A 22,919-nucleotide genomic window follows, 5' to 3' on the forward strand; every position below is an offset into this window, starting at 1 on the left:
GGAAAAGAAAGAGGGGAAAAAAAAGGGGGGCTCCCCACCAACACCCCTTGGGGGGGGTGGTGTGCATCCCCCTCTTCTGGGTGGCCCCCGGGCCCGCCCCCCCGCGGCTCGCGGACATCGCGGCCCAGTCCGGGGTCAGCGAGGCGACCGTCAGCCGGGTCCTCAACGGCAAGGCGGGAGTGGCGGGCGCGACCCGCCACAAGGTGCTCGCCGCGCTGGACGTGCTGGGCTACGAGCGTCCCGTACGGCTCAAACGGCGCAGCGCCGGCCTCATCGGCCTGGTCGTGCCGGAGCTGACCAACCCCATCTTCCCGGCCTTCGCGCAGGTCATCGAGCAGGTGCTGGCCGGGCACGGCTACACGCCGGTGCTCTGCACCCAGATGCCGGGCGGCGCCACCGAGGACGAGCTGGTCGAACAGCTCGTGGAGCGCGGTGTGGCCGGGATCGTGTTCCTGTCCGGGCTGCACGCCGACGCCAGCGCCGACCCGGTCCGCTACACCCGGCTCGCCGCGCGCGGGGTGCCGTTCGTCCTCATCAACGGCTTCAACGAGCACATCGACGCCAACTTCGTCTCGCCCGACGACCGGGCCGCGGCCCGCATGGCCGTACGGCACCTGGTCGAGCTCGGCCACGAGCGGATCGGGCTGGCCATCGGGCCGACCCGTTACGTGCCCTCGCGCCGCAAGGCGGAGGGCTTCGCCGCCGAGCTGCGCGACCAGCTGGGCGTCGAACGGGAGGAGGCCGAACGTTTCGTGCGGCCCACCCTGTTCGGCGTGGAGGGTGGCCACGCCGCCGCCGACCTGCTGCTCGCCGAGGGCTGCACGGCGATCGTGTGCGGCTCCGACCTGATGGCGCTCGGCGTGATCCGGGCCGCCCGGGCCCGGGGCCTCGACGTGCCCCGTGACGTGTCGGTGGTCGGCTTCGACGACTCCCCGCTGATCGCGTTCACCGACCCGCCGCTGACCACCGTGCGCCAGCCGGTGCAGGCCATGGCGACGGCGGCGGTCGGCGCCCTCCTCGAGGAGATCGAGGGAAACCCGGTGCAGCGCACGGAGTTCGTGTTCCAGCCCGAGCTGGTGGTGCGCGGCTCGACGGCGCAGCCGCCGTCCTCCGCTTCGTAACTCCTTGCGCAACCTTTTGCGTTCGGTTGTATGAAGTATTGACCGTACGCCTGTGCGCCCCTACCGTCGCGGCTGAAAACAGTTGCTGTCATTTTCGGCAACTTCTTGCGAACCCGGCTCTCCCGAGCCCGAGAGCCGCTCTTGCGACAGGGACGTCGTACAGGAGGAAGCATGGCAAGAAAGACCGTGGCCGCTGCACTCGCCCTTGTGGCGGGAGCCGCTGTGGCCGTCACGGGAACCCCCACCGCGCAGGCCTCGGCCCCCGGCGAGAAGGACGTCACCGCGGTGATGTTCGAGTGGAACTTCGCCTCGGTGGCCAAGGCCTGCACCGACCAGCTCGGCCCCGCGGGCTACGGCTACGTGCAGGTCTCCCCGCCCCAGGAGCGCATCCAGGGCGCGCAGTGGTGGACCGCCTACCAGCCCGTCAGCTACAAGATCGCCGGCCCGCTGGGCGACCGCGCCGCCTTCAAGGCCATGATCGACACCTGTCACGCCGCCGGGGTGAAGGTCGTCGCCGACAGCGTCGTCAACCACATGGCCGGCCCGGCGGACCCCAACGCCACCCTCACCGGCACTGGCGGCTCGACGTACAGCAAGTACAACTACCCCGGCATCTACTCCGGCGCCGACATGGACGACTGCCGCGCCAACGTCTCCAACTACCAGGACAAGGCGAACGTCCAGAACTGCGAGCTCGTCGGCCTCGCCGACCTCGACACCGGCGAGGACTGGGTCCGCGGCCGGATAGCCGCCTACATGAACGACCTGCTCTCGCTCGGCGTCGACGGCTTCCGCGTCGACGCCGCCAAGCACATGCCGGCCGCCGACCTCGCCAACATCAAGTCCCGGCTGACGAATCCTTCCGTCTACTGGAAGCAGGAGGCCATCTTCGGCGCCGGCGAGGCCGTCTCCCCGAGCGAGTACCTCGGCAACGGCGACGTCCAGGAGTTCCGTTACGCCCGCGACCTCAAGCGGGTCCTGCAGAACGAGAAGCTCGCCTACCTCAAGAACTTCGGCGAGGCCTGGGGCTACATGCCGAGCGGCCAGTCCGGCGTCTTCGTCGACAACCACGACACCGAGCGCGGCGGCGACACCCTCACCTACAAGGACGGCGCGAACTACACCCTCGCCTCCGTCTTCATGCTCGCCTGGCCCTACGGCTCCCCGGACGTCCACTCCGGCTACGAGTGGAGCGACAAGGACGCCGGCGCGCCGAACAACCACCAGGTGAACGCCTGCTACAGCAACGGCTGGAAGTGCCAGCACGCCTGGCGCGAGATCTCCTCCATGGTGGCCTTCCGCAACACCGCCCGCGGCCAGGCCGTCACCAACTGGTGGGACAACGGCAACAACGCCGTCGCGTTCGGCCGTGGCAGCAAGGCCTACGTGGCCATCAACCACGAGACCTCGTCCCTCAGCCGCACCTTCCAGACCTCCCTGCCCGCCGGCACCTACTGCGACGTGCAGAGCGGCAACCCCGTGACCGTGAACTCCGCCGGCCAGTTCACCGCGACCCTCGGCGCCAACACCGCCCTCGCCCTCCACGTCAACGCCACGAGCTGCGGCACCGGCGGCACCACCCCGCCCGCCACCACCGGCGCCTCCTTCAACGTCAACGCCACCACGGTCACCGGCCAGAACATCTACGTCACCGGCAACCGCGCCGAGCTCGGCAACTGGTCCACGACCGCCGCCCTCAAGCTCGACCCCGCCTCCTACCCCGTCTGGAAGCTGACGGTCGCCCTCCCCGCCGGCACGGCCTTCGAGTACAAGTACATCCGCAAGGACGCCGCCGGGAACGTGACCTGGGAGTCCGGCGCCAACCGCACCGCGACCGTCCCCGCCTCCGGCCAGGTCGTCCTGAACGACACCTTCCGCACCTGACCTTCCCCTCCCGCACAAGGGCCGCCCCGCCGGGGCGGCCCTCTCTTCCCGTACCTCCAGGGAGCACTCCCGTGACACGCAAGAGAACGGCGGCCGCGCTGGCCGCCGCGCTGTGCGCCGCACTCGTGCCCGCCGTCCCCGCGGCGGCGGCCCCCCGGCCCCCGGCGCCGCCCTCCGACCGGGCGCTCGCCGCGCAGCCGGCCCGGCACGACCTCACCCGTGAGCAGTTCTACTTCGTCCTGCCGGACCGCTTCGCCAACGGCGACCCGTCCAACGACCGCGGCGGCCTCACGGGCAGCCGCACGGCCACCGGCTTCGACCCCTCCGACAAGGGCTTCTACCAGGGCGGCGACCTCAAGGGCCTCACCGAGCGGCTCGACTACGTCAAGGGCCTCGGCACCACCGCCATCTGGATGGCGCCGATCTTCAAGAACCGGCCCGTGCAGGGCGAGGGCAAGGACGCCAGCGCCGGCTACCACGGCTACTGGATCACCGACTTCACCCAGGTCGACCCGCACTTCGGCACCAACGACGACCTGAAGAAGCTGATCGCCGCCGCCCACGCCAAGGGCATGAAGGTCTTCTTCGACGTCATCACCAACCACACCGCCGACACCGTCGACTACGCCGAGAAGAAGTACGGCTACCGCCCCAAGGGCGCCTACCCGTACCTCGACGCCACCGGCCGCCCCTTCGACGACCGGGCCGGGACGCCCCCGCGGACCGACGCCGACTCGTTCCCGTACACGCCCGTCCAGAAGCCCGGGGACAAGGCCGTCAAGGTCCCCGCCTGGCTCAACGACCCGACGATGTACCACAACCGCGGCGACTCCACCTGGGCCGGCGAGTCCGCCGAGTACGGCGACTTCGTCGGCCTCGACGACCTGTGGACCGAGCGTCCCGAGGTCGTCGAGGGCATGAAGAGGATCTACGAGAAGTGGGTCCACGACTTCGACATCGACGGATTCCGCATCGACACCGTCAAGCACGTCGACCTCGGCTTCTGGACCCAGTGGGCCACCGCGCTCGACTCCTACGCCAGGAAGCAGGGCCGGGACGACTTCTTCATGTTCGGCGAGGTCTACTCCGCCGACACCGCCGTCACCAGCCCCTACGTCACCCGCGGCCGGCTCGACGCCACCCTCGACTTCCCCTTCCAGGACGCCGCCCGCGCCTTCGCCTCCCAGGGCGCCGGCGCCGACCGGCTCGCCCGGGTCTTCGCCGAGGACTACCGCTACACCACCGACAAGGCCAACGCCTACGAGCAGGTCAGCTTCCTCGGCAACCACGACATGGGCCGCATCGGGACCTTCCTCGAGCAGGACAACCCGGACGCCTCCGACGCCGAACTCCTCCGGCGGGCCCGCCTCGCCAACGAGCTGATGTTCCTCTCGCGCGGCAACCCGGTCGTCTACTACGGCGACGAGCAGGGCTACACCGGCGCCGGCGGCGACAAGGACGCCCGCCAGACCCTGTTCGCCTCGCGGACCGCCGACTACCTCGACGACGACCAGCTCGGCACCGACCGCACCCACGCCTCCGACGCGTACGACACCACGCACCCGGTCTACCGGTCGATCGCCCGGCTGTCGCAGCTCACCAAGGACCACCCGGCACTGCGCGACGGCGTCCAGCAGGAACGGTACGCCGAAGGCTCCGTCTACGCCTTCTCCCGCACGGACGCCCGGCAGCGCACCGAATACCTGGTCGCCGCCAACAGCGCCACCACCGACCGGACCGTCACCGTCCCCGTCGACTCGGCCGCCTTCCACGCCCTGTACGGGGGTCAGGGCGCCGTCACCGCGAAGGACGGAAAGGTCACCGTCACCGTCCCCGCCCTGTCCTCGCTGGTCCTGAAGGCCGACGCGCCGCTCCCCGCCCCGGCCGCGAAGCCCGCCGTCAGCCTCACGGCCCCGGCCGCCGGAGCCACCGGCACCGTCGAGCTCTCCGCCGACGTCACCGGCGGCGGCCTCAACCGGGTCGTCTTCGCCGCCCAGGTCGGCAACGGCCCCTGGAAGACCCTCGGCACCGCCGACCACGCGCCCTACAAGGTCACCCAGCACGTCACCGCGCCCGCCGGCACCGCCCTGCGCTACAAGGCCGTCGCCGTCGACGCCACCGGACGCACCGCGAGCGCCCTCGCCACGAGCACCGCAGGCCAGGCCCCGGCGCCCGAGAAGCCCGTCGCCGTCGAGCGCCCGTACGCCGTCGTCCACTACAAGCGCCAGGACGGCGACTACGACGGCTGGAAGCTCAAGGCCGCGGGCCAGGAGACCGTCTTCAGCGGCCGTGACGCGTTCGGCGCGTTCGCCTGGGTGAAGGTCCCCGACGGCGCCTCCACCGTCGCGTACACCGTCGAGAAGGACGGCACCGCCGACGGCCCGCAGCGAAGCATCAGCCTCGGCCGCACCGGCGAGGTCTGGATCACGCAGGGCCAGGACGCCCAGTCCGACACCAACCCGGCCCCCGCGCCGCAGGACACGTCGAAGGTGATCCTCCACTACCAGCGCGAGGACGGGAACTACGACGGCTGGGGCCTCCACCTGTGGACCGGCGCCGCACAGCCCACCGACTGGTCCAGGCCCCTGATGCCGGCCCGCGTCGACGCGTACGGCGCCGTGTACGAGGTGCCGCTCGCCGCCGGCGCGACCTCCCTGTCGTACATCGTCCACAAGGGCGACCAGAAGGACCTGCCCACCGACCAGTCCCTCGACCTCGGCACCTACGGCAACGAGGTGTGGCTGCTCGCCGGACAGCAGAAGTACCTGCTCCCGACGACCGGCGGCGCCCCGAACCTCGACCTCAACAAGGCCGAGGCCCAGTGGATCGACCGCGACACCGTCGTCTGGAAGGTGAAGACCACCGACTCCACCAGCCAGCAGCTGGTCTACGCCGAGAACGGCGGCATCACCGTCACCGACGGCGCGCTGAGCACCGAGGGCCGCTGGCTGCGGCTCACGCCGGCCGCGCTGACCGACGCCCAGAAGGCACGGTTCCCGCACCTGCGCGACCACCCCGCCTTCACCGTCGACCCGCGCGACGCCGACCGCGTCCGCGGCGCCCTGCGCGGCCAGCTCATCGCCACCCAGCGCGCCGCCAACGGCGCCCTGCTCGCCGCCACCGGCGTCCAGACCGCCGGCGTCCTCGACGACCTGTACGCGGGCAGGGCCACCGGCGCCGGCCTCGGACCCGTCTTCCGCGGCGGCCGCCCGACCCTCTCGGTGTGGGCCCCGACCGCCCAGTCCGTCGCGCTCGAACTCGACGGCAGGACCGTGCCCATGCGCCGCGACGCCGCCTCCGGCGTCTGGTCCGTCACCGGACCGAAGAGCTGGAACGGCAAGCCGTACCGCTACGTCGTCAGGGTCTGGGCACCCAGCGTCCAGAAGCTCGTCGAGAACCGGGTCACCGACCCCTACTCCACCGCCCTCACCACCGACTCCGCCCGCAGCCTCGTCGTCGACCTCGCCGACCCGGCCCTGGCGCCCGCCGGCTGGAACACCCTGAAGAAGCCGGCCCCCGTGCCGCTGCGCGACGCGCAGATCCAGGAGCTGCACGTCCGCGACTTCTCGATCGCGGACCCCACCGCGAAGGCGGAACACCGCGGCACCTACCTCGCCTTCACCGACGAGGAGAGCAAGGGCGCGCGGCACCTGAAGGCACTCGCCGACTCCGGCACCAGCTACGTCCACCTCCTCCCGGCCTTCGACATCGGCACCGTCCCCGAGAAGAAGTCCGAGCAGACCGCACCCGCCTGCGACCTGAAGGTCTACGCGCCCGACTCCGAGGAACAGCAGGCCTGCGTGGCCGCCGCCGCGGCAAAGGACGCCTACAACTGGGGCTACGACCCGCTGCACTACACCGTGCCGGAAGGCTCGTACGCCACCGACCCCGAAGGCACCCGCCGCACCGTCGAGTTCCGGCGCATGGTCCAGGCCCTCAACGACGACGGCCTGCGCACCGTCATGGACGTCGTCTACAACCACACCGTCGCCGCCGGACAGTCCGACAAGTCCGTCCTCGACAGGATCGTGCCCGGCTACTACCAGCGCCTCCAGGCCGACGGCTCCGTCGCCACCTCCACCTGCTGCGCCAACACCGCGCCCGAGAACGCGATGATGGGCAAGCTCGTCGTCGACTCGGTCGTCACCTGGGCGAAGCAGTACAAGGTCGACGGCTTCCGCTTCGACCTCATGGGACACCACCCGAAGGAGAACATCCTCGCCGTCCGCAAGGCGCTCGACGCCCTGACGGTCGAGAAGGACGGCGTCGACGGCAAGGCGATCATCCTCTACGGCGAGGGCTGGAACTTCGGCGAGATCGCCGACGACGCCCGCTTCGTCCAGGCCACCCAGAAGAACATGGCCGGCACCGGCGTCGCGACCTTCTCCGACCGGGCCCGCGACGCCGTCCGCGGCGGCGGCCCCTTCGACGAGGACCCCGGCATCCAGGGCTTCGCGTCGGGCCTCTACACCGACCCGAACGCCTCCTCCTCCAACGGCACCCCCGAGCAGCAGAAGGCCCGGCTCCTCCACTACCAGGACCTGATCAAGGTCGGCCTCACCGGCAACCTCGCCGGGTACACCTTCACCGACACCTCCGGGCGTACGGTCAAGGGCTCCGAGGTCGACTACAACGGCGCCCCGGCCGGCTACGCCGCCGCACCCGGCGACGCCCTCGCCTACGCCGACGCCCACGACAACGAGACCCTCTACGACGCCCTCGCCTTCAAGCTGCCGGCCGGCACGCCGGCGGCCGACCGGGCGCGCATGCAGGTCCTCGCCATGGCGACGGCGACCCTCTCCCAGGGCCCGGCGCTCTCCCAGGCCGGCAGCGACCTGCTCCGCTCCAAGTCCCTCGACCGCAACTCGTACGACAGCGGCGACTGGTTCAACGCGATCCACTGGGACTGCCGCGACGGCAACGGCTTCGGGCGCGGTCTCCCGCCGGCCGCCGACAACAAGGCGAAGTGGGGCTACGGCAGGCCGCTCCTGGTGAACCCGGCCGTGACGCCCGGCTGCGCCGAGATCGACGGCGCCTCGGCCGCCTACCGGGACCTGCAGACGATCCGCACCACCGAGCCGGTCTTCTCCCTCGGCACGGCCGCCCGGGTCCAGGACGCCCTGTCCTTCCCGCTGTCGGGGCGTGACGAGAGCCCGGGCGTGATCACCATGCGCCTCGGCGACCTGGTCGTCGTCTTCAACGCGACCCCGCAGCAGCAGAAGCAGACCGTCGCCACCCTGGCCGGGAAGGCCCACCGCCTCCACCCGGTCCAGGCCGACGGCTCCGACGCGACGGTGAAGTCCGCCGCCTACGAGACCGCCAGCGGCACCTTCACGGTCCCGGCCCGCACGGTCGCCGTCTTCACGGCGCGCTGACCCTCCGCACGGAGAAAGGAGGCCGTGCCCCGGCAGCACCGGGGCACGGCCTCCGGCGTTCCCCTCACACCAGGGCCTTCTCCATGAGCGTCACCGCGTACCGCCGGCCGTCGGCGGCGACCTTCTCCAGGGGCGCGCCGACGGGCGCGTAACCCGCCGCGCGGTAGTACGTCCCCAGGCGCGGGTTCCGCGTCTCGCAGTCCAGCCGGGCCGCCCCGCGACCGGCGGCCGCGATCCGCTCCTCGGCGTGCGCGAGCAGCACCCGGCCCGTGCCGGCCGGCGCCGCCTCCCGGTCGGTCATCAGACGGTGCACATAGCCCGCCACCGGCGGCTGCGGCCCCCAGACCGCCTCGTCCTCCCACCACAGCTCGTACGCCCCGACGGCCCGCTCGCCGTGCAGCGCGAGCCACACCTCGCCCGCCTCGATCCGCGCCCGGAAGTGCTCGGGGCCCCGCGTCCCGGGCCGCCACTGGTCGATCCCGCCCCGCACCATCCAGTGCGCCACGCCGTCGTACAGCTCCACCAGAACGTCGAGATCGCGGGCGTCCGCCTGCCGGAAGGTCACTTGTGCCGTCATGGTGATCACCGTAAAGGTGTGGCCAGACATCCGGACCACCAGGAGCGACCCCCATGCCCCAGATCACCGTCGACTACTCCGCGCCCCTCGACCGGCGCGGCTTCGCCCTCGCGCTGCACGGGCTCGTCGTGGAGACGGTCGACGCACGGCTCGAAGCCTGCAAGACCCGCTTCCGTGAGGTCGAGGAGCTCGTCGTCGGCGACGGCGCCACCGACGACGCCGTCGTCCACGTGGAGATCGCGCTGCTCGCCGGCCGCACCGAGGAGGCCAAGGCCCGCCTCAGCCGGGCCGTGCTCGCCCTGGTGCCCGACCACCTCAAGGAGACGGAGGGCGTACGGATCTCCGCGGAGGTACGGGACCTCGACCCGTCCTACGCCAAGCGCTGACCCGGCACCTGCGGGACGAGGGCGGCGAGCCGGCCCACCAGGTCGCCGAACGGCCCGTCGGCCGGCTCGCCCGCCAGGACGCGGACCACGATCTCCGCCATCTCCTCGTCGTACGCCGCGCTCACCGCCATCAGCGCCGAGAAGTCGTGCACGAGCTGGAGCTCCAGCTCAGCGCGCGGCACCCGGCGCCCGTCCAGCCACAGCAGCGCCGTCGACTCGGCGAGCGACACCCAGGAACGGACGACCAGTTCGAGCCGCGCCGAGGGCCGCTCGACCTCCAGATGGGCCAGGATCTGCTCGTACGCCGCCTGCCGCACCTCGTCGATCATCGCGTTCGTCGTCGACGAACCGACCGCCGGGCCGCCGCGCATCAGCGCCGCGAAACCCGGGCCGTGTCCCTCCACGAAGTCGAAGAACCGGCCCATCACCCGCAGCAGCCGCGCACCGAGCGGTCCGTGCGGCGGCTCCACGAAGCGCGCCGCCAGCTCGTCGGCCGCGCGGCGCAGTGCCGCCTCGTAGAGGGACTGCTTGCCGGGGAAGTAGTGGTAGACCAGCGGCCGCGAGATGCCCGCGGCCGCGGCGATCTCGTCGATGGAGACCTCGTCGGGAGAGCGGTTGCTGAACAGCTCGAGGGCCACCCCGATCAGTTGCTGCTTGCGCTCCTCGACGCCCATCCTTCGGCGTACCCCGGTCGTCATGCGAACAGCCTAACGGGAGTCCGTTACGCTCCCGGCACATGAGTGCTTCTGAGCAGGACATCCCGGAGACCGACGCCGAGCCGGCCGGCCTCACGCCCAGGCAGGCGCGGCTGCTGCGGATCGTCGCCGGATCGGTGCTGCTCGTCGTGACGGCCGCGGTGCTCGTGGTGCGGCTGGCGAGCCATACGTCCGTGCTCGTCGTCGGCGTGTACGGACTCGCCATGATCCTCTGCGGGGTCGTGATCGAACTCTCCCGCAACGGCCGTACCCGGCTGGCCACCTGGCTCCTGACGGGCGGTCTGCTCACCGCGTTCGCCCTGGACTGGCTGGTCCTCCCGTAGGGCTCGCGGGGCCGTAGGGCTCGTCACAGGTCGAGGACGAGCCGTTCGCCGGCGCAGCGCGAGACGCAGATCAGCATCGAGTCGGTCCGCTCGGCGTCGGTGAGCAGCTCGTCGCGGTGGTCGACCGCACCCTCCAGGACCCGCTGCCGGCAGGTCCCGCAGAAACCCTGCTGACAGGAGTAGAGGACGCCCGGCACCGCCTCGCGGACCGCCGAGAGCACCGACCGGTCGGCCGGCACCGTCAACGTGCGCCCGGTGCGCCGCAGTTCGACCTCGAAGGCCGTGCCGCCCTCGGTCCGCGCCGCGGTGAAGCGCTCGAACCGCGGGACCCGGCCCTCCGGCATCGCGGCGCCCACCGCGTCCATCAGGCCCTCGGGCCCGCAGCAGTGCACCTCCGTCGCCTCCGGGAGCCCGGCCAGGAAGGACAGGTCGGGCCGGCCGTCCTCGTCCTCGGCGACGACGGTGGTCCTGTTCCGGTCCCGGCCGCCGCCGAGGGCGAGCAGCTCGTCGACGTACGGCATGGTGGCGCGGCTGCGTCCGCAGTAGAGCAGCCGCCAGTCGGCCCCGGCGGCCTCGGCGGCGCGGACCATGGGCAGGATCGGGGTGATCCCGATGCCGCCGGCGACGAAGAGGTAGGAGCCGGCGGCGGGGGCGAGCGGGAAGCGGTTGCGGGGCCCGCGGATCTCGATCTCCGTGCCCACGTGGAGCTGTTCGTGCACTTCGCGGGACCCGCCGCGGCCGTCCGCGACGAGGCGGGTGGCGATGGTGTACGCGCCGGATTCGGCCGGGTCGCCGCACAGCGAGTACTGCCGGACGGTGCCGGAGGGCAGGACGAGGTCGATGTGGGCGCCCGGCCGCCACTCGGGCAGCCCGGTGCCCTCCAGGCGCAGCTGGACCACGCCCTCGGCGGGCTCGGTGCGCGCGGCGACGAGCACGCGGCGGGTGACGGTGGAGTGCCGCCCGCGGCCCGACACGGGCTCGTCGAGGGCGGGCATGGGCCAGAGCGGCGAGGCGTCGATCCGGCGCCGCATCGCCCTCCTGGCGAGGAGGGCGCCTCCGGCGAGGAGCACGACCGTACGCAGACGGGGCATCAGACACGCCCCCCGTTGGCGCCGGGGGAGCTCGCCAGGTAGGCGGCGGCCTGGGCGGTGCAGCCCTCCTGGCTCGGGTGGTAACTCCGGCTCAGGTAGCGGGGGATGGAGCGCAGCATGTCGGGCGTGGACGGCAGCACGCCCTCGCGGCCCTTGCGCACGAACTGGCCGAGCGACGGCTTGGCGCCGAGGACGGTCGGATCGTTCTCCATGAAGAAGCGGACCCCGCGCTGCCAGAGGAACACGAGCGCGGAGAACGCCGCCGCCCAGGTGCGGGCGCGCCGCCGGTAGCCGCCGTCCAGGTGCAGGAACAGCTCGAAGGCGACGGAGCGGTGCTCGACCTCCTCGGCGCCGTGCCAGCGCAGCAGGTCCAGCATCACCGGGTCGGCGCCGACCCGGTCCAGCTCCTCGGCGTTGAGCACCCAGTTGCCGAGGAAGGCGGTGTAGTGCTCGATGGCGGCGATCAGCGCGACCCGCTCCATCAGCCACCAGCGCCGCGGCCGCCCGGGCGGCAGGGTCCGGTCGCCGAGCAGCTTCTCGAAGAACCAGTCGACCTGTGCGGTGTACGGCGTGGGATCGAGCCCCAGCTTCCTGAGGTGCGGCAGCACGTCGTCGTGGGCCTGCGAGTGCACGGCCTCCTGCCCGATGAACCCGATGACGTCCGCACGCAGCCGCTCGTCCGTGATGTACGGCAGGACCTGCTTGTAGACGTGCACGAACCAGCGTTCGCCGGCCGGGAGCAGCAGGTGCAGCACATTGATGGTGTGGGTGGTGAACGGGTCGCCGGGCACCCAGTGGAGCGGGGTCCGCTCCCAGTCGAAGGAGACCTTGCGGGCCTTGAGTTCGATGTGCTCCGACGCCACCGGCACGGGCTGCGTATTAGACATGCCGTCAATGTACTGAGCGGTAAGCGCCTCGACCAGACTCCGTACAAGGACTTTTTCGGGCCCTGGCTACGGGCCCGCCACCCGCTTGGACGGCGCCCTTGCGGGCGCGTTCCTGCGGACCGCGCCGTCGACGCGCGGCTCAGCGCAACGCGCCCATCCGCCTCCCGTCGGCCAGCGTGCCCGTGAGATCCGCCCGGCTCCCCGCCGCGGCCTTCACCGCGAGCAGGCGCCCCTCGGCCTTCCCCTTCACCCCGCCCGACAGCACCACCGACGCGACGTCCGGCGACCCGGCGGCCAGCACGTACCACTGCCCGCTCCTCGCCTGCCACACCACGCCCGCGAGGACCCGCGGCTCACGCGGCCCGCAGGCCGGGGAGCCCTCCGAGCGGGCGGCGAGCGCCGCCTGGCCGCCGGCCGGGGCCGCCGCGCCCGTCACGCGGAACAGCGCCAGCGCCCGGCTGCCCGTGCCCCGCCACGTCTCCGCCCGCGCGCACGACCACTCCGCGCGCCCCGCGCCCTCCGGCAACGGCTGCGTCGCGTACGCCCAGGAGTTCACCGACCGGACCCCGTGCGAGCGCACCGCCGACAGCCGGCACGCCACGCGCGCCCACTCCTCCCGCGCCGCCGCGCCCGTCACGTCCACCGGCCGCCCCGGCGGGCCCGAGGTCAGCCGGGCCGGGGCCAGTTCGCCGAGGTCGGTGAGAACCCGCGGCCCCGTCTCGTCGCGCACCTGCAGCGCGCTCCAGCGCGTACAGCCCCGCGCCGTCGCGGGACTCGGGATCGGCTCCGTCACCCCGTACCCGTCCCGCGTCAGGACCCGCGCCGCCTTCTCCGGCAGCAGCAGGTCCCGCACGGCGGCCTCCCGTACCCAGGGCGCCGTCAGATACCGGACGTTGCCCCCGGCCCGCGACACCACGAGCGCCGCCGAGCCCACCGCGTCCGCCCCGTCCGTACGGGCGAAGTCGAGCACCGCGCCGCCCGTGCCGCCGGCCGGCTCCGCGTACCGCACCACCCGCAGTCCGTCGAAGAACAGCACCACACGCGCCGCGTCGACCTCACTCGCGAACAGCAGTTGCGGCGAACCCATCGGCGGTCCCGGCGGCGTCCCCGGCGTCGCGGACGCCTGCACGGCGGGGCCGGGCCTGGCCCACACCGCGAGCGCCCGGCGCAGCAGCGCCGAGTCGCCGGTGAGCCCGCCCCTGGCCGGCCACACCGAGAAGTCCGTCCGGGCCGAGGTCCGCCAGTCGGCCGCGCCGACCCGCTTCAGGCCCGCCGGGTCCAGCGCCGCCTCCGCCGCCGGGTTACGGGCGTACGACGGCGCCGCAGCACCGTTTCTGCCCCATCCGTCGCCCGGCAGCCCGAGCAGCGCCCCGCACACCACGACCGCCGCGGCCGCCGCCAGCGCCGCCTTGCCGTGCTGGCGCCGCCGCATCAGGTCCGTCGGCCGGGCCTGGAGCGAACACGGGTCGAACTCCGCCGACTCCAGGAGCGCCGCCCCGCTCGACCCGCCCGGCCCCTCGACGCCGTCCGCCTCCGCGAGCGCCGCCTCCGGGTCCTCGGCCCCGGCCGCCGTGAGCACCCGCAGCACCTCCGGATCGCCCTGCCGCTCCAGTCCGCGCAGCACGTACGCCGCGCGGCCCGGCCCGGACAGCGCGGAGAGCCGCTGGTCCAGGGCGAGTTCGTCGGCGCCGCCCGCCCGCGGGAACAGCCGGAGCCCCCACACCTGCGGCAGCAGCGGCGGGAACTGCGCCCGGCGGGGCAGCGCGCGGCGGCGCAGCGGAAGCCCGGCGACCAGCGCCTGCCGCAGCACCTCGCCCCGCACGTAGGCGTAGCCAGGGTCGACCGCGTCCTCGTCCGCGCGGCGCGCCCCGGGCACCGCCGCGGCGGCGCCGGACGTACGGCGCCGCGGCAGCGAACGCTGCACCAGCGCGTGCGCCGTCAGCACCCGGCGGTTGCGCCCGAGCGAGGGCGGAAGCACCAGATAGGCGATCCGGACCAGCCGCGGATAGTGCTCGACGAGCGCGGCCTCGGCCTGCTCGACGTCGACCGGACCGGGGGAGGGAGGGGAGGCGGAGGAGGCGAGTTCCTGGGTGCTCACGTTCAGCAGAACGAGCGAATCTTGCGATGGTCACCCCGCGAGCCGTCCCCCGGACGGGTCAGGCCGCGTGGACCGTGAGCCGTTCGCGGATGATGTCGGTGACCTCGTCGGGGACGCCGAGCCCCTCCCGTACGTACTTCTCCATCGACCCGTGCCGCACCGCGACCTCGTCCAGGGCCGCCTCCAGGTACTCCGGTACGACCCCGATGAGCGCGAGCGCCAGCTCGGGGTCGCCGCCCTGGGCCGTGAACCCCTCGATGAGCGGGGCGAAGGCCTGCCGCACGCCCGGGTTGACCGACAGGTACTCCGTCATCACCGTCTTCTCGTCCGCGCCGAGCAGCGAGAGCACGACGGTCGCGGCCCAGCCGGTGCGGTCCTTGCCCGCGGTGCAGTGGAAGAGCAGCGGCCCGGCGTACGGATCGCCCAGCTCGGTGAGGAAGGCGCGGTAGGAGGCGCGGGCGGACTCGGTGTTCACGAAGGCCCGGTACGTCCGGGCGAACGCCGCCTGCGCCCGCCCTCCGCCCAGGTGCTCCTCGGCCAGCGCCGGGTCGGACAGGAGCGTCTTGAGGCGGGCGGCGGGCGGCAGTCCGCTGGTCGCCAGGAAGTCGGCGAGCACGTCCGCGACCACCAGTCGCCCGCCCGCCGGCATCCGGTCGGGCCGCTCGGCGCGCTCGGCGTCGGTCCGGAAGTCGACGACCGTCCGGATCCCGAGCGCGCTCACCACGGAGTCCGCCGGATCCAGCCGGTCCAGCTGCCCGGCCCGGAACACCAGCCCCTCACGGACACTGCGCCCCGCGCCGAGCGGCAGCGTGCCGAGATCGCGGAGGTTGGCGACGGTGGCGGCGGGAATGGCAGGCATGCGTCGACTCCTCCGAAGCGGTACGAACCGTGCACATCCACGTACACCGGATCATTCGCACTTTTCCTACGAACCGTAACCGATGGGGCGGAAGGCGTCCTCGCGTGCGGCGGGCACTCCGGTCCGCCCGCTCCCGCGGGAGGCGGTGTCCGGCGCCCGGGGGCGGAGTGGCAGCATGGGTGCACCATGACGCACACCCGGTCGCCCCTGCGCGCCCTCCGGGCCGCACTCTTCGCGGCGGTGTGCGTCACTTTGGCGGCAGTGGGGCATTCGTCCCTGTCTGCCCACGTCATTCCTCCGGCCTCCCTCCTCGCCGCCTTCGCCGTGACGGCCGCCCTCGCCTGGGCCGCCGCCGGCCGGCGGCGCGGTCCCGTCGCCGTGGCGACCGGACTGACGGCCGTCCAGGGGGCGCTGCACCTGCTCTTCGGGGCGGGAGAGCACGGCGGTCCGCCGGCACCGGAGCTGCCGGCGGAGGTCCTGGCCGACCCCTACCTGACCCACGCGGCCCACGCGGCGCACGCCGCGCACGCGGCCGCCCAGGGCGGTCACATGGCGCACGCCATGGACGGCGCCGCGGGCGCCGGTGCCGGATCCGGCACCGGGATGCTCGTCGCGCACCTGCTCGCCGCCCTGGCCTGCGGGCTCTGGCTGGCGCGCGGCGAGGCCGCGCTGTTCGCCCTGGCCCGTACGGTCGGCGCCCGCGCGTGGGCACCGCTGCGGCTGCTGCTCGCCGCCGCCCGGATCCTCGTACCCGCGCTCCCGGCCCGCCGCCGTCCCGTACGGCCGCGCCGCCACACCCGCCCGCTCCACGGCGTGGTCCTCGCGCGCTCGGTCTCCCGGCGCGGCCCGCCCCGTCGGTCGCCCGCCTTCCGCACCACGGCCCTCGGAGCACTTCTCTGACGTGATCGACCGGGGGTCGCTTTCCCCTGTCGACACACGATCCCGCCGCCGAGGCCGTCCGACGCCGCGCGACGCCGTCGCGCGTCGTCCGGCGCGGCTCGACGCCGGATCACCACTCCGAGGACCGTCATGACCATCGACGATCTCGCGCGCCCGGACACCTCCGGCGCGCCCACCACGGACCCGGCCACCGAGCCGGCCGCCGACCCGGCCACCGGAACCGCCGGCGAGACCACCGGAACCGCCACCTCCGGCAGAGCGCCGCGCGGCTGGGCGGCCCTGCGCCCGCTCGTGCTCCGCATGCACTTCTACGCGGGCGTCCTCGTCGCCCCGTTCCTCCTCGTCGCCGCCGTCAGCGGACTGCTCTACGCCCTCGCCGTCCCGGCCGAGAAGGTGATCTACGCCCACGAGCTGGAAGTCCCGGTTCCGGACGGCGACGCCACCGCCCTGCCGCTCGCGCGCCAGGTCGAGGCGGCCCGCGCGGCCAACCCGGACGGCACCGTCACCGCCGTGTGGCCCGGCGCCGAGCCCGGCGCCACCACCCGGGTGCTCATGGACGACCCGGAGGCGCCGGAGGGCACCTCCCTGGCCGTCTTCGTCGACCCGTACACCGCCGACGTACGCGGACAGCTGCCCAGCTACGGCAGCTCGGGCGCGCTCCCGCTGCGTACCTGGATATCCGGGCTCCACGTCGACCTGCACCTGGGCGAGTTCGGCCGCAACTACAGCGAACTGGCCGCCAGCTGGCTGTGGGTGGTCACGCTCGGCGGCCTCGCCCTGTGGCTCGGCCGCCGCCGGAAGAACCGCCGTGCCCTGTTCCTGCCGGAGCGCGGCCCCAGGTCCCGGCGGCGCACGCTCTCCTGGCACGGCACCGTCGGCCTGTGGGCCGTGACCGGGCTCGTGGCCCTGTCCGCCACCGGTCTGACCTGGTCGCGGTACGCGGGCGAGAACATCGGCAGCGTCCAGGACCGGCTGGGCGGCGCGACCCCGAAGCTCTCGGCGGCCGTCACCCCGGGCGGAGGCGACGCGAGCGGCGGCGAACACGCAGGCCACGGCGCCGGCCACCACCCGGCGCCCTCGGGCAGCGACGCGGCCGCGAGCGCGGACATCGGCATCGACAGGGCCGTCGCGGCGGCCCGCGCGGCCGGCATCGACAGCCCGTCGATCTCGGTGGTGCTGCCCGCCGAAGGCAGCGGATACGTGGTCAAGGAGACCGACAAGCAGTTCCCGGTCCAGCTGGACTCGGTCGCCGTGAATCCGGCCGACGGCGCGGTCCTGGACGAGCTCCGCTTCGCGGACTACCCGCTGCTCGCACAGCTCACCCGCGTCGGCATCGACGCCCACATGGGCCTGTTCCTCGGCCTGTTCAACCAGCTGGCCCTCGCCGCCCTCGCCCTCGCCCTGATCCTGCTGGTCGTCTGGGGCTGCCGCATGTGGTGGCTGCGCCGCCCGGCCCGCCGGCCGGTCGCCCGCGGGGCCTGGCGGCGCGTACCGGTGACGATGCTGCTGCCGCTGCTCGCGGCCACGGCACTGACGGGCTGGTTCGTCCCGCTCCTCGGCCTCAGCCTGGTGGCGTTCCTGACCGTCGACCTCGCCCTGGGAATCGCCGCGAAGGCGAGGTCGAAGGCGAAGGCCTGATCAGGGCGTGTACTTGTAGCCGACCCGCCGCACGGTCTGGATCGTGTGGCGGTGCTCGGCGCCCAGCTTGCGGCGCAGCCGGGCCACATGGACGTCGACGGTCCGGCCGTCGCCCACGTGCCCGTACCCCCACACCGTCGTGACCAGCTGGTCCCGGGTGTGCACCCGGTGCGGGCGGGCGACGAGATGGGCGAGCAGCTCGAACTCCAGATACGTCAGGTCGAGCGCCCGCCCGTCGACGCGGGCGATCCGCTGCACGCTGTCGATGACCACCGGCCCCTCCTCGACGAGCGGCGGGGCCGGCGGCTGCTGATCGGCCGGCAGCAGGACGAGGTACCCGACCATCGGCGGCCGGCCCGGCAGCGCCGGCAGGGCGTGCTGCGGCGCGGGCAGGAGCGTGGCGCCGGGCGGCAGGAAGTCGGCGACCTGCGCGAGCGCGGCGACCTCGTCGGGTGCGACGGCCCGCAGACGGGGACGGACGGCGGACAGGGGGGCGGCGGCAGCCTGGGTGTGGGCCATGGAAGTCTCAGCTCTTTCGCGCGAGTTGCGAACGGACGGTGCACGTCGTACGTCTTGCGCGTCGGCCGAAGGCCGGGGACCGGAATCGGTTCCGGTCGGCTTTAGAGGGTCGACGCGTTCCTCACGCGCCGACAGCACCGGTCGAAGTCATGGTGCTGGCGGGAAGGCCAGAACGGCTCGAGGTCACGGCGACCCGTCGCGCTGTCGTTCTGGTGGCTGGCCATATCCCTATTAAACCAGCAGGGAATGCTCCTGAGCACCCCCCGGTGCCACATCGTGCGTCACACCGCCGCTCAACCGACCGGCCGCGTGCGCCAGTAGAGGCCCGCGACCCGCGTCGCCCGCCAGGATCCACCCCTCCCTGCTCCCGGTCCGCACCGCGATGTCGAGCATGCCTCCACCGTGCCAGGAGCCTCCGACAACGCGACGAGGGGTGCCCGCCGCGGAACGCGGCGGACACCCCTCGTACGACGTGCGCGGATCAGACCTGGCCGGCCTTCTCCAGGGCCTCGCAGCAGGTGTCGACCAGGAGACGGGTCACCGTGTACGGGTCGACGTTCGCGTTCGGACGGCGGTCCTCGATGTAGCCCTTCCGGTCCTGCTCGACCTGCCACGGGATGCGGACCGAGGCACCGCGGTCGGAGACGCCGTAGGAGTACTGGTCCCACGGGGCGGTCTCGTGCAGACCGGTCAGACGGTCGTCGATGCCGGCGCCGTAGTTCTTGACGTGGTCGAGCGGCTTCGAGCCCTCGCCCAGCGCCTCGCACGCGGTGATGATCGCGTCGTAGCCCTCGCGCATCGCCTTCGTGGAGAAGTTGGTGTGCGCGCCCGCGCCGTTCCAGTCGCCCTTCACCGGCTTCGGGTCCAGGGTCGCGGAGACGTCGAAGTCCTCGGCCGTGCGGTAGAGCAGCCAGCGGGCCACCCACAGCTGGTCGGCGACGTCCAGCGGCGCGAGCGGGCCGACCTGGAACTCCCACTGGCCCGGCATGACCTCGGCGTTGATGCCGGAGATGCCCAGACCCGCCTTGAGGCAGTTCTCCAGGTGCGCCTCGACGATCGGACGGCCGAAGATCTCGTCGGCGCCGACACCGCAGTAGTAGCCGCCCTGCGGGGCCGGGAAGCCGCCGACGGGGAAGCCGAGCGGGCGCTCGCCGTCGAAGAAGGTGTACTCCTGCTCGATGCCGAAGATCGGCTCCTGGGCGGCGTACTTCGCGTACACCTCGGCCAGCGCGGCACGGGTGTTGGTCTCGTGCGGCGTCATGTCCGTGTTGAGGACCTCGCACAGCACCAGGACGTCGTTGCCGCCGCGGATCGGGTCCGGGCAGGAGAAGACCGGCTTGAGGACGCGGTCCGAGGCGTGACCCTTGGCCTGGTTCGTGCTGGAACCGTCGAAGCCCCAGATCGGCAGCTCCTCCAGCGGAAGACCGTCACCGGGGATGATCTTCGTCTTGGAGCGGAGCTTGGCGGTCGGCTCGGTGCCGTCGATCCAGATGTACTCAGCCTTGAAGGTCACGGGGCCTCATCCTTTGGCGTGCTGCGGGTCCTCGGCGGCCGCTCGCGACATTGCGAGAGCTGCGGTGGCGGTGTGCGTCTGAGCGCAGCTTCGCAACACGGGATTTCCCGTCGGTTGCCCGATTGTGAACCCCGTGTTACTCAGCCTTCCTCCGTATCGCGCCGCCGCCGTGCGACCACGTGGTGGTGGAGCAGGGCCCCGAACCCGGCCCGCTCGATCCGCGCCACGACCTCGGCGTACGAGGTGCCGAGGGCCTCCGCCGTACGCCCCAGGTGCCAGTCGCAGTCGGCGAGCCGGCGCAGCAGGTGCCCCCGCCGGATCTGCTTCTCCGACAGCCGGAACGTCTTCAGATAGGCCGTCCGGCCCCGGTGGTCGCTGATCAGCTCCCCGATGTGCTGCTCCTGGCCGGACCGCAGGAACGGCGGCAGGAAGCGGTACAGCCGGAAGCCGCCCATCGTGTGCACGCGCTCGAAGGCGTACGGGGTCTCCAGCAGGTCCCGCGCCATCAGCCCGTCGTGCGCCTCGGCCCACGCCCGCTCCTCCCGCACGGCGGCACGGCGCAGATCGGCGAGCGAACGGACGGAGCCGCCGTCGCCGAGGGACGCGGTGAAGTCGCCGACCGGCGCGCCGTAGTGCGCGTACTGGTGGACCAGCTCCCCGAACAGGTCCTCCACCAGCGTGGCGTGCAGCATCCGGTAGTCGTCCGGGTGCGGCACGACGAACGCCGCGGCCAGCGCGTCGGCCACGTACAGCATCACCCCGCACTGCCCCGGGTGGATCTCGAAGACCCGCAGCGCGTCCGCGAGCCCTGGCACCTGCCACCCCGCGTACGCCGCCTCCGCGCGCGGCGAGAGACCGCGGCGCACCGCCTCCCCGGACCACTCGTCCCACACGATGGAAGGACCGCCGAAGTGCAGCGCGAGGTACCCCTCGACCGCGAGGTGGAGCGGCAGGAACCGCAGCCGCGGCTCGCCCTGCCGCCGCCGGGCGAGGCGGCGCACGGGCACGGCGACGGGCGGCTCGTCCCCGAGCCGCGTCCCGTAGGCGGCGCCCCGCGCCCCGCCCTCGCTCCAGTCGGCGACGAAGCCGTGCGGGACGTACGACGTGTACGTGGTGCCGTCACCGACGTCGACCGTGTCGGGCCCCCACGAGCGCGCGTACACCTCACGCCGCAGCCGAAGCCCCTCCACCGGCTCCTCCCGCACGAGCGGCACCAGCCGCACCCCGCCCCACACCTGCGAGGGCCGCACCACGAGCCCGCTCAGATCGATCCGCGTCACGCCGGCCGCCCCTCCTCGTTCCCCGGACCGTCCAGGAACAGCTCCACCCGGCGGTCCAGGTACGCCCGCAGGGCGGACAGGCCCTCACGGCCCTCCGCGAAGCGGGCGATCTCGACGAGGGCCGGGAGGTCCTCCGCGTCCCGGATGCCCGCGGTGGGAACGGCGGGCGCGAGCCTGCGCACGTCGAAGGCATCGGCGTCGTATACGGGGTTCACATGGACCACATGCGTCCGCTGGTCCGGGTCGAGCCGCGACCGCCACACCCGCAGCACCTCACCGGCCAGCCCGGGCGGCGCGTTGTCCCAGCCGTCGGAGACGAGCACCAGCCGCTCGGGGGCGTCCTCCAGGGCGTCCAGGATCCGCGCGCCGAGCGGCGTCGCGCCCCACGGCCGCACGAGCAGCGGATCACGCGCTCCCGAGGTCCAGTGCGCCGCGTACGCGCCGGGCGCGGCCAGCGCCTCCAGGAGGAAGTGGCAGCCGAGGGCGACGGCCAGCGGACGGCGCCGCTTCACCGCCGAACCGGACGAGGACCAGCTGTCGTCGAGCACCGCCGACACCCGTCCCCAGGAGCCCACGTGCGGCCCGGCCACCCGCCGAGCGGCGGCCCGCATGGCGCCGGTCAGCTCGGCGCGCCGCTCCCTTCTCTCCCCGAAGGGGAGAGACAGCACGTACAGCGCGAGCCGGGTCAGCGGCATCGCGGACAGGTCGCTCGCCACCGGACGCGCGCGCAGCCGCTCCAGGCGCGTCATGCGGGGCGCCATCCGCTCCAGGAACACCTCACGGGCGATCCCGTGCCGGGCGGCGAAACCCTCGGCAACGGTGAACGGCAGCTCGTACACCGCCCCCTGCTCGTGGCGCGCCCGGCGGAACGCCTCCAGGACGGGATGCGCGTAGCGGGTGCGACGGCGCGGCGCGAAGAGGAAGTCACCGATCTCGCCCCCGTCCCCCGTGAACGGCAGATGGGCGTGACGGGCCGCGGAACTGAGCCCCGACCGGTACTTCACGGCGTCGTGCGCGAGATCGGGACGGGCCGCCAGCCAGTCACGCATGATCGCCCGCGTCCGCCGGTTGTTCACGCCGGCCGCGCGCAGGGCGCGGAACAGCCGGTAGACGCGCTGCGGCGGCAGCTTCGCCAGCCGCGCGGCGATCAGCCGGCCCTCCCGCCCGACCTCGGCGGACCCGGCGTCGCGCGAAGTGCGCAGCAGCTGCTCGACGATCAGGGCCGCGTTGTGGTCGTTGATGTCGAGCGCGAGCGCGGCGGCGTACAGCGGTCGGTAGTTGACCCGCACGTACTCGTGCAGAAAGGCGAGCGACAACCGCTGCTCCTCGGCCCCCGCCCGGAACTCGCGCTGCCCGGTGGCGGTGACGGCCGCGTTGACGAAGAGCAGGACGTCCTCGGCGGCGAGGAGGTCGGACATCGTGGACTCCTTGCGCGTGGGTGCCGGCCGGGGAATGGGGGCGCGAACAGCGAATACGTTGCTTCAGAGGCAGGTCCCGGAAGTCGCACCGGAGTCCCGCGGCCGGCGAGGGAACGCTAACACCGGGGGAGGGACGTGATGCCACCGGATTACGGCTGAAGGAACGGAGGCACTGTCGACGATGGCGGAAGGGGCCGTGAACGGTAGCGGCCCAGGCAGCCGACGACGGCGGGGAGGGGTGCGGGGCCGGAGCGGGGGTGGGGGTGTCCGGACGTTTTAGCCTCCTCCACGAGCGAAGCGAAGTGGAGGTGGCAGTCCGGACACCCCCGCCCCC

At 73.1% G+C, this 22,919-nt stretch carries 17 protein-coding genes; 7 read left to right on the forward strand and 10 right to left on the reverse strand.

The genetic code is table 11. The annotated features are described in order from the left end of the window. Window positions 1-47: 47 nt before the first annotated feature. The 3 genes from ACFWJO_RS27645 (at window position 48) to pulA (ending at window position 8,380) form a co-directional block, all read left to right on the forward strand. On the forward strand, window positions 48-1,121 hold the full coding sequence (locus ACFWJO_RS27645; RefSeq protein ID WP_386869352.1) for a LacI family DNA-binding transcriptional regulator: 1,074 nt from the start codon (window positions 48-50) through the stop codon (window positions 1,119-1,121). Window positions 1,122-1,292: 171 nt separating this feature from the next. Continuing rightward, window positions 1,293-3,005 (forward strand): carbohydrate-binding module family 20 domain-containing protein, encoded by a 1,713-nt coding sequence (locus ACFWJO_RS27650; protein ID WP_386869354.1) that lies wholly within the window; start codon window positions 1,293-1,295, stop codon window positions 3,003-3,005. A 71-nt stretch (window positions 3,006-3,076) separates the two neighbouring features. Beyond that, window positions 3,077-8,380: a pullulanase-type alpha-1,6-glucosidase gene (pulA, locus tag ACFWJO_RS27655; protein WP_386869356.1), complete on the forward strand. Its 5,304-nt coding sequence runs from the start codon at window positions 3,077-3,079 to the stop codon at window positions 8,378-8,380. A gap of 64 nt (window positions 8,381-8,444) precedes the next feature. On the opposite strand, the gene ACFWJO_RS27660 is transcribed toward pulA, so the two are convergent. After that, window positions 8,445-8,957, reverse strand: a complete 513-nt coding sequence (locus ACFWJO_RS27660; protein WP_386869358.1) for a GNAT family N-acetyltransferase — start codon at window positions 8,955-8,957, stop codon at window positions 8,445-8,447. 53 nt (window positions 8,958-9,010) lie between these two features. Here ACFWJO_RS27660 and ACFWJO_RS27665 point away from each other — a divergent pair, with 53 nt between their 5' ends. After that, the gene (locus ACFWJO_RS27665) at window positions 9,011-9,343 is read left to right on the forward strand and encodes a 5-carboxymethyl-2-hydroxymuconate Delta-isomerase (RefSeq protein ID WP_386869360.1); all 333 of its coding nucleotides are present in this window, start codon (window positions 9,011-9,013) and stop codon (window positions 9,341-9,343) included. Here the strand turns inward: ACFWJO_RS27665 and ACFWJO_RS27670 are convergent. Beyond that, entirely contained in the window at window positions 9,328-10,041 is a 714-nt protein-coding gene (locus tag ACFWJO_RS27670) for a TetR/AcrR family transcriptional regulator (RefSeq protein ID WP_386869362.1), read from the reverse strand. The two genes, ACFWJO_RS27665 and ACFWJO_RS27670, sit on opposite strands and share 16 nt — an antisense overlap. Window positions 10,042-10,079: 38 nt before the next feature. Here ACFWJO_RS27670 and ACFWJO_RS27675 point away from each other — a divergent pair, with 38 nt between their 5' ends. Then, the gene (locus tag ACFWJO_RS27675; RefSeq protein ID WP_386869364.1) at window positions 10,080-10,382 is read left to right on the forward strand and encodes a hypothetical protein; all 303 of its coding nucleotides are present in this window, start codon (window positions 10,080-10,082) and stop codon (window positions 10,380-10,382) included. Between the two features lie 23 nt (window positions 10,383-10,405). Here the strand turns inward: ACFWJO_RS27675 and ACFWJO_RS27680 are convergent, their stop codons facing one another. The 4 genes from ACFWJO_RS27680 to ACFWJO_RS27695 all read right to left on the reverse strand — a co-directional run bounded on the left by ACFWJO_RS27680 (window position 10,406) and on the right by ACFWJO_RS27695 (window position 15,317). After that, window positions 10,406-11,473 (reverse strand): PDR/VanB family oxidoreductase, encoded by a 1,068-nt coding sequence (locus ACFWJO_RS27680; protein WP_386869366.1) that lies wholly within the window; start codon window positions 11,471-11,473, stop codon window positions 10,406-10,408. Continuing rightward, window positions 11,473-12,360 carry a metal-dependent hydrolase gene (locus ACFWJO_RS27685; RefSeq protein WP_386869368.1) on the reverse strand — a complete coding sequence of 296 codons (888 nt, stop codon included), beginning with the start codon at window positions 12,358-12,360 and terminating at the stop codon, window positions 11,473-11,475. Before ACFWJO_RS27685 ends, ACFWJO_RS27680 begins: the two co-directional genes overlap by 1 nt. A 139-nt stretch (window positions 12,361-12,499) precedes the next feature. Beyond that, window positions 12,500-14,458, reverse strand: coding sequence for a hypothetical protein (locus tag ACFWJO_RS27690; protein WP_386869370.1), 1,959 nt, complete (start codon window positions 14,456-14,458; stop codon window positions 12,500-12,502). 58 nt (window positions 14,459-14,516) lie between these two features. Beyond that, window positions 14,517-15,317, reverse strand: a complete 801-nt coding sequence (locus ACFWJO_RS27695) for a tyrosine-protein phosphatase (protein ID WP_386869372.1) — start codon at window positions 15,315-15,317, stop codon at window positions 14,517-14,519. Window positions 15,318-15,503: 186 nt separating this feature from the next. On the opposite strand from ACFWJO_RS27695, the gene ACFWJO_RS27700 reads away from it, so the two are divergent. Together ACFWJO_RS27700 and ACFWJO_RS27705 are read left to right on the forward strand one after the other, a co-directional pair. Beyond that, window positions 15,504-16,217 (forward strand): hypothetical protein, encoded by a 714-nt coding sequence (locus tag ACFWJO_RS27700; protein ID WP_386869374.1) that lies wholly within the window; start codon window positions 15,504-15,506, stop codon window positions 16,215-16,217. A 129-nt stretch (window positions 16,218-16,346) separates the two neighbouring features. Next, the gene (locus ACFWJO_RS27705; RefSeq protein WP_386869376.1) at window positions 16,347-17,855 is read left to right on the forward strand and encodes a PepSY-associated TM helix domain-containing protein; all 1,509 of its coding nucleotides are present in this window, start codon (window positions 16,347-16,349) and stop codon (window positions 17,853-17,855) included. Here the strand turns inward: ACFWJO_RS27705 and ACFWJO_RS27710 are convergent, their stop codons facing one another. From ACFWJO_RS27710 to ACFWJO_RS27725, 4 genes are all read right to left on the reverse strand, one after another. After that, a complete protein-coding gene (locus ACFWJO_RS27710; RefSeq protein ID WP_386869378.1) occupies window positions 17,856-18,374 on the reverse strand; it encodes a winged helix-turn-helix domain-containing protein in 519 nt (172 codons plus the stop codon). Between the two features lie 481 nt (window positions 18,375-18,855). After that, on the reverse strand, window positions 18,856-19,887 hold the full coding sequence (glnII, locus tag ACFWJO_RS27715; RefSeq protein ID WP_386869380.1) for a glutamine synthetase: 1,032 nt from the start codon (window positions 19,885-19,887) through the stop codon (window positions 18,856-18,858). Window positions 19,888-20,027: 140 nt separating this feature from the next. Then, a complete protein-coding gene (locus ACFWJO_RS27720; RefSeq protein ID WP_386869382.1) occupies window positions 20,028-21,167 on the reverse strand; it encodes a hypothetical protein in 1,140 nt (379 codons plus the stop codon). Then, window positions 21,164-22,585, reverse strand: a complete 1,422-nt coding sequence (locus ACFWJO_RS27725; RefSeq protein ID WP_386869384.1) for a hypothetical protein — start codon at window positions 22,583-22,585, stop codon at window positions 21,164-21,166. Before ACFWJO_RS27725 ends, ACFWJO_RS27720 begins: the two co-directional genes overlap by 4 nt. Between the last annotated feature and the right edge of the window lie 334 nt (window positions 22,586-22,919).

The sequence above is a fragment of the Streptomyces sp. NPDC127092 genome (assembly GCF_042722475.1).
Classification (GTDB): Bacteria; Actinomycetota; Actinomycetes; order Streptomycetales; family Streptomycetaceae; genus Streptomyces.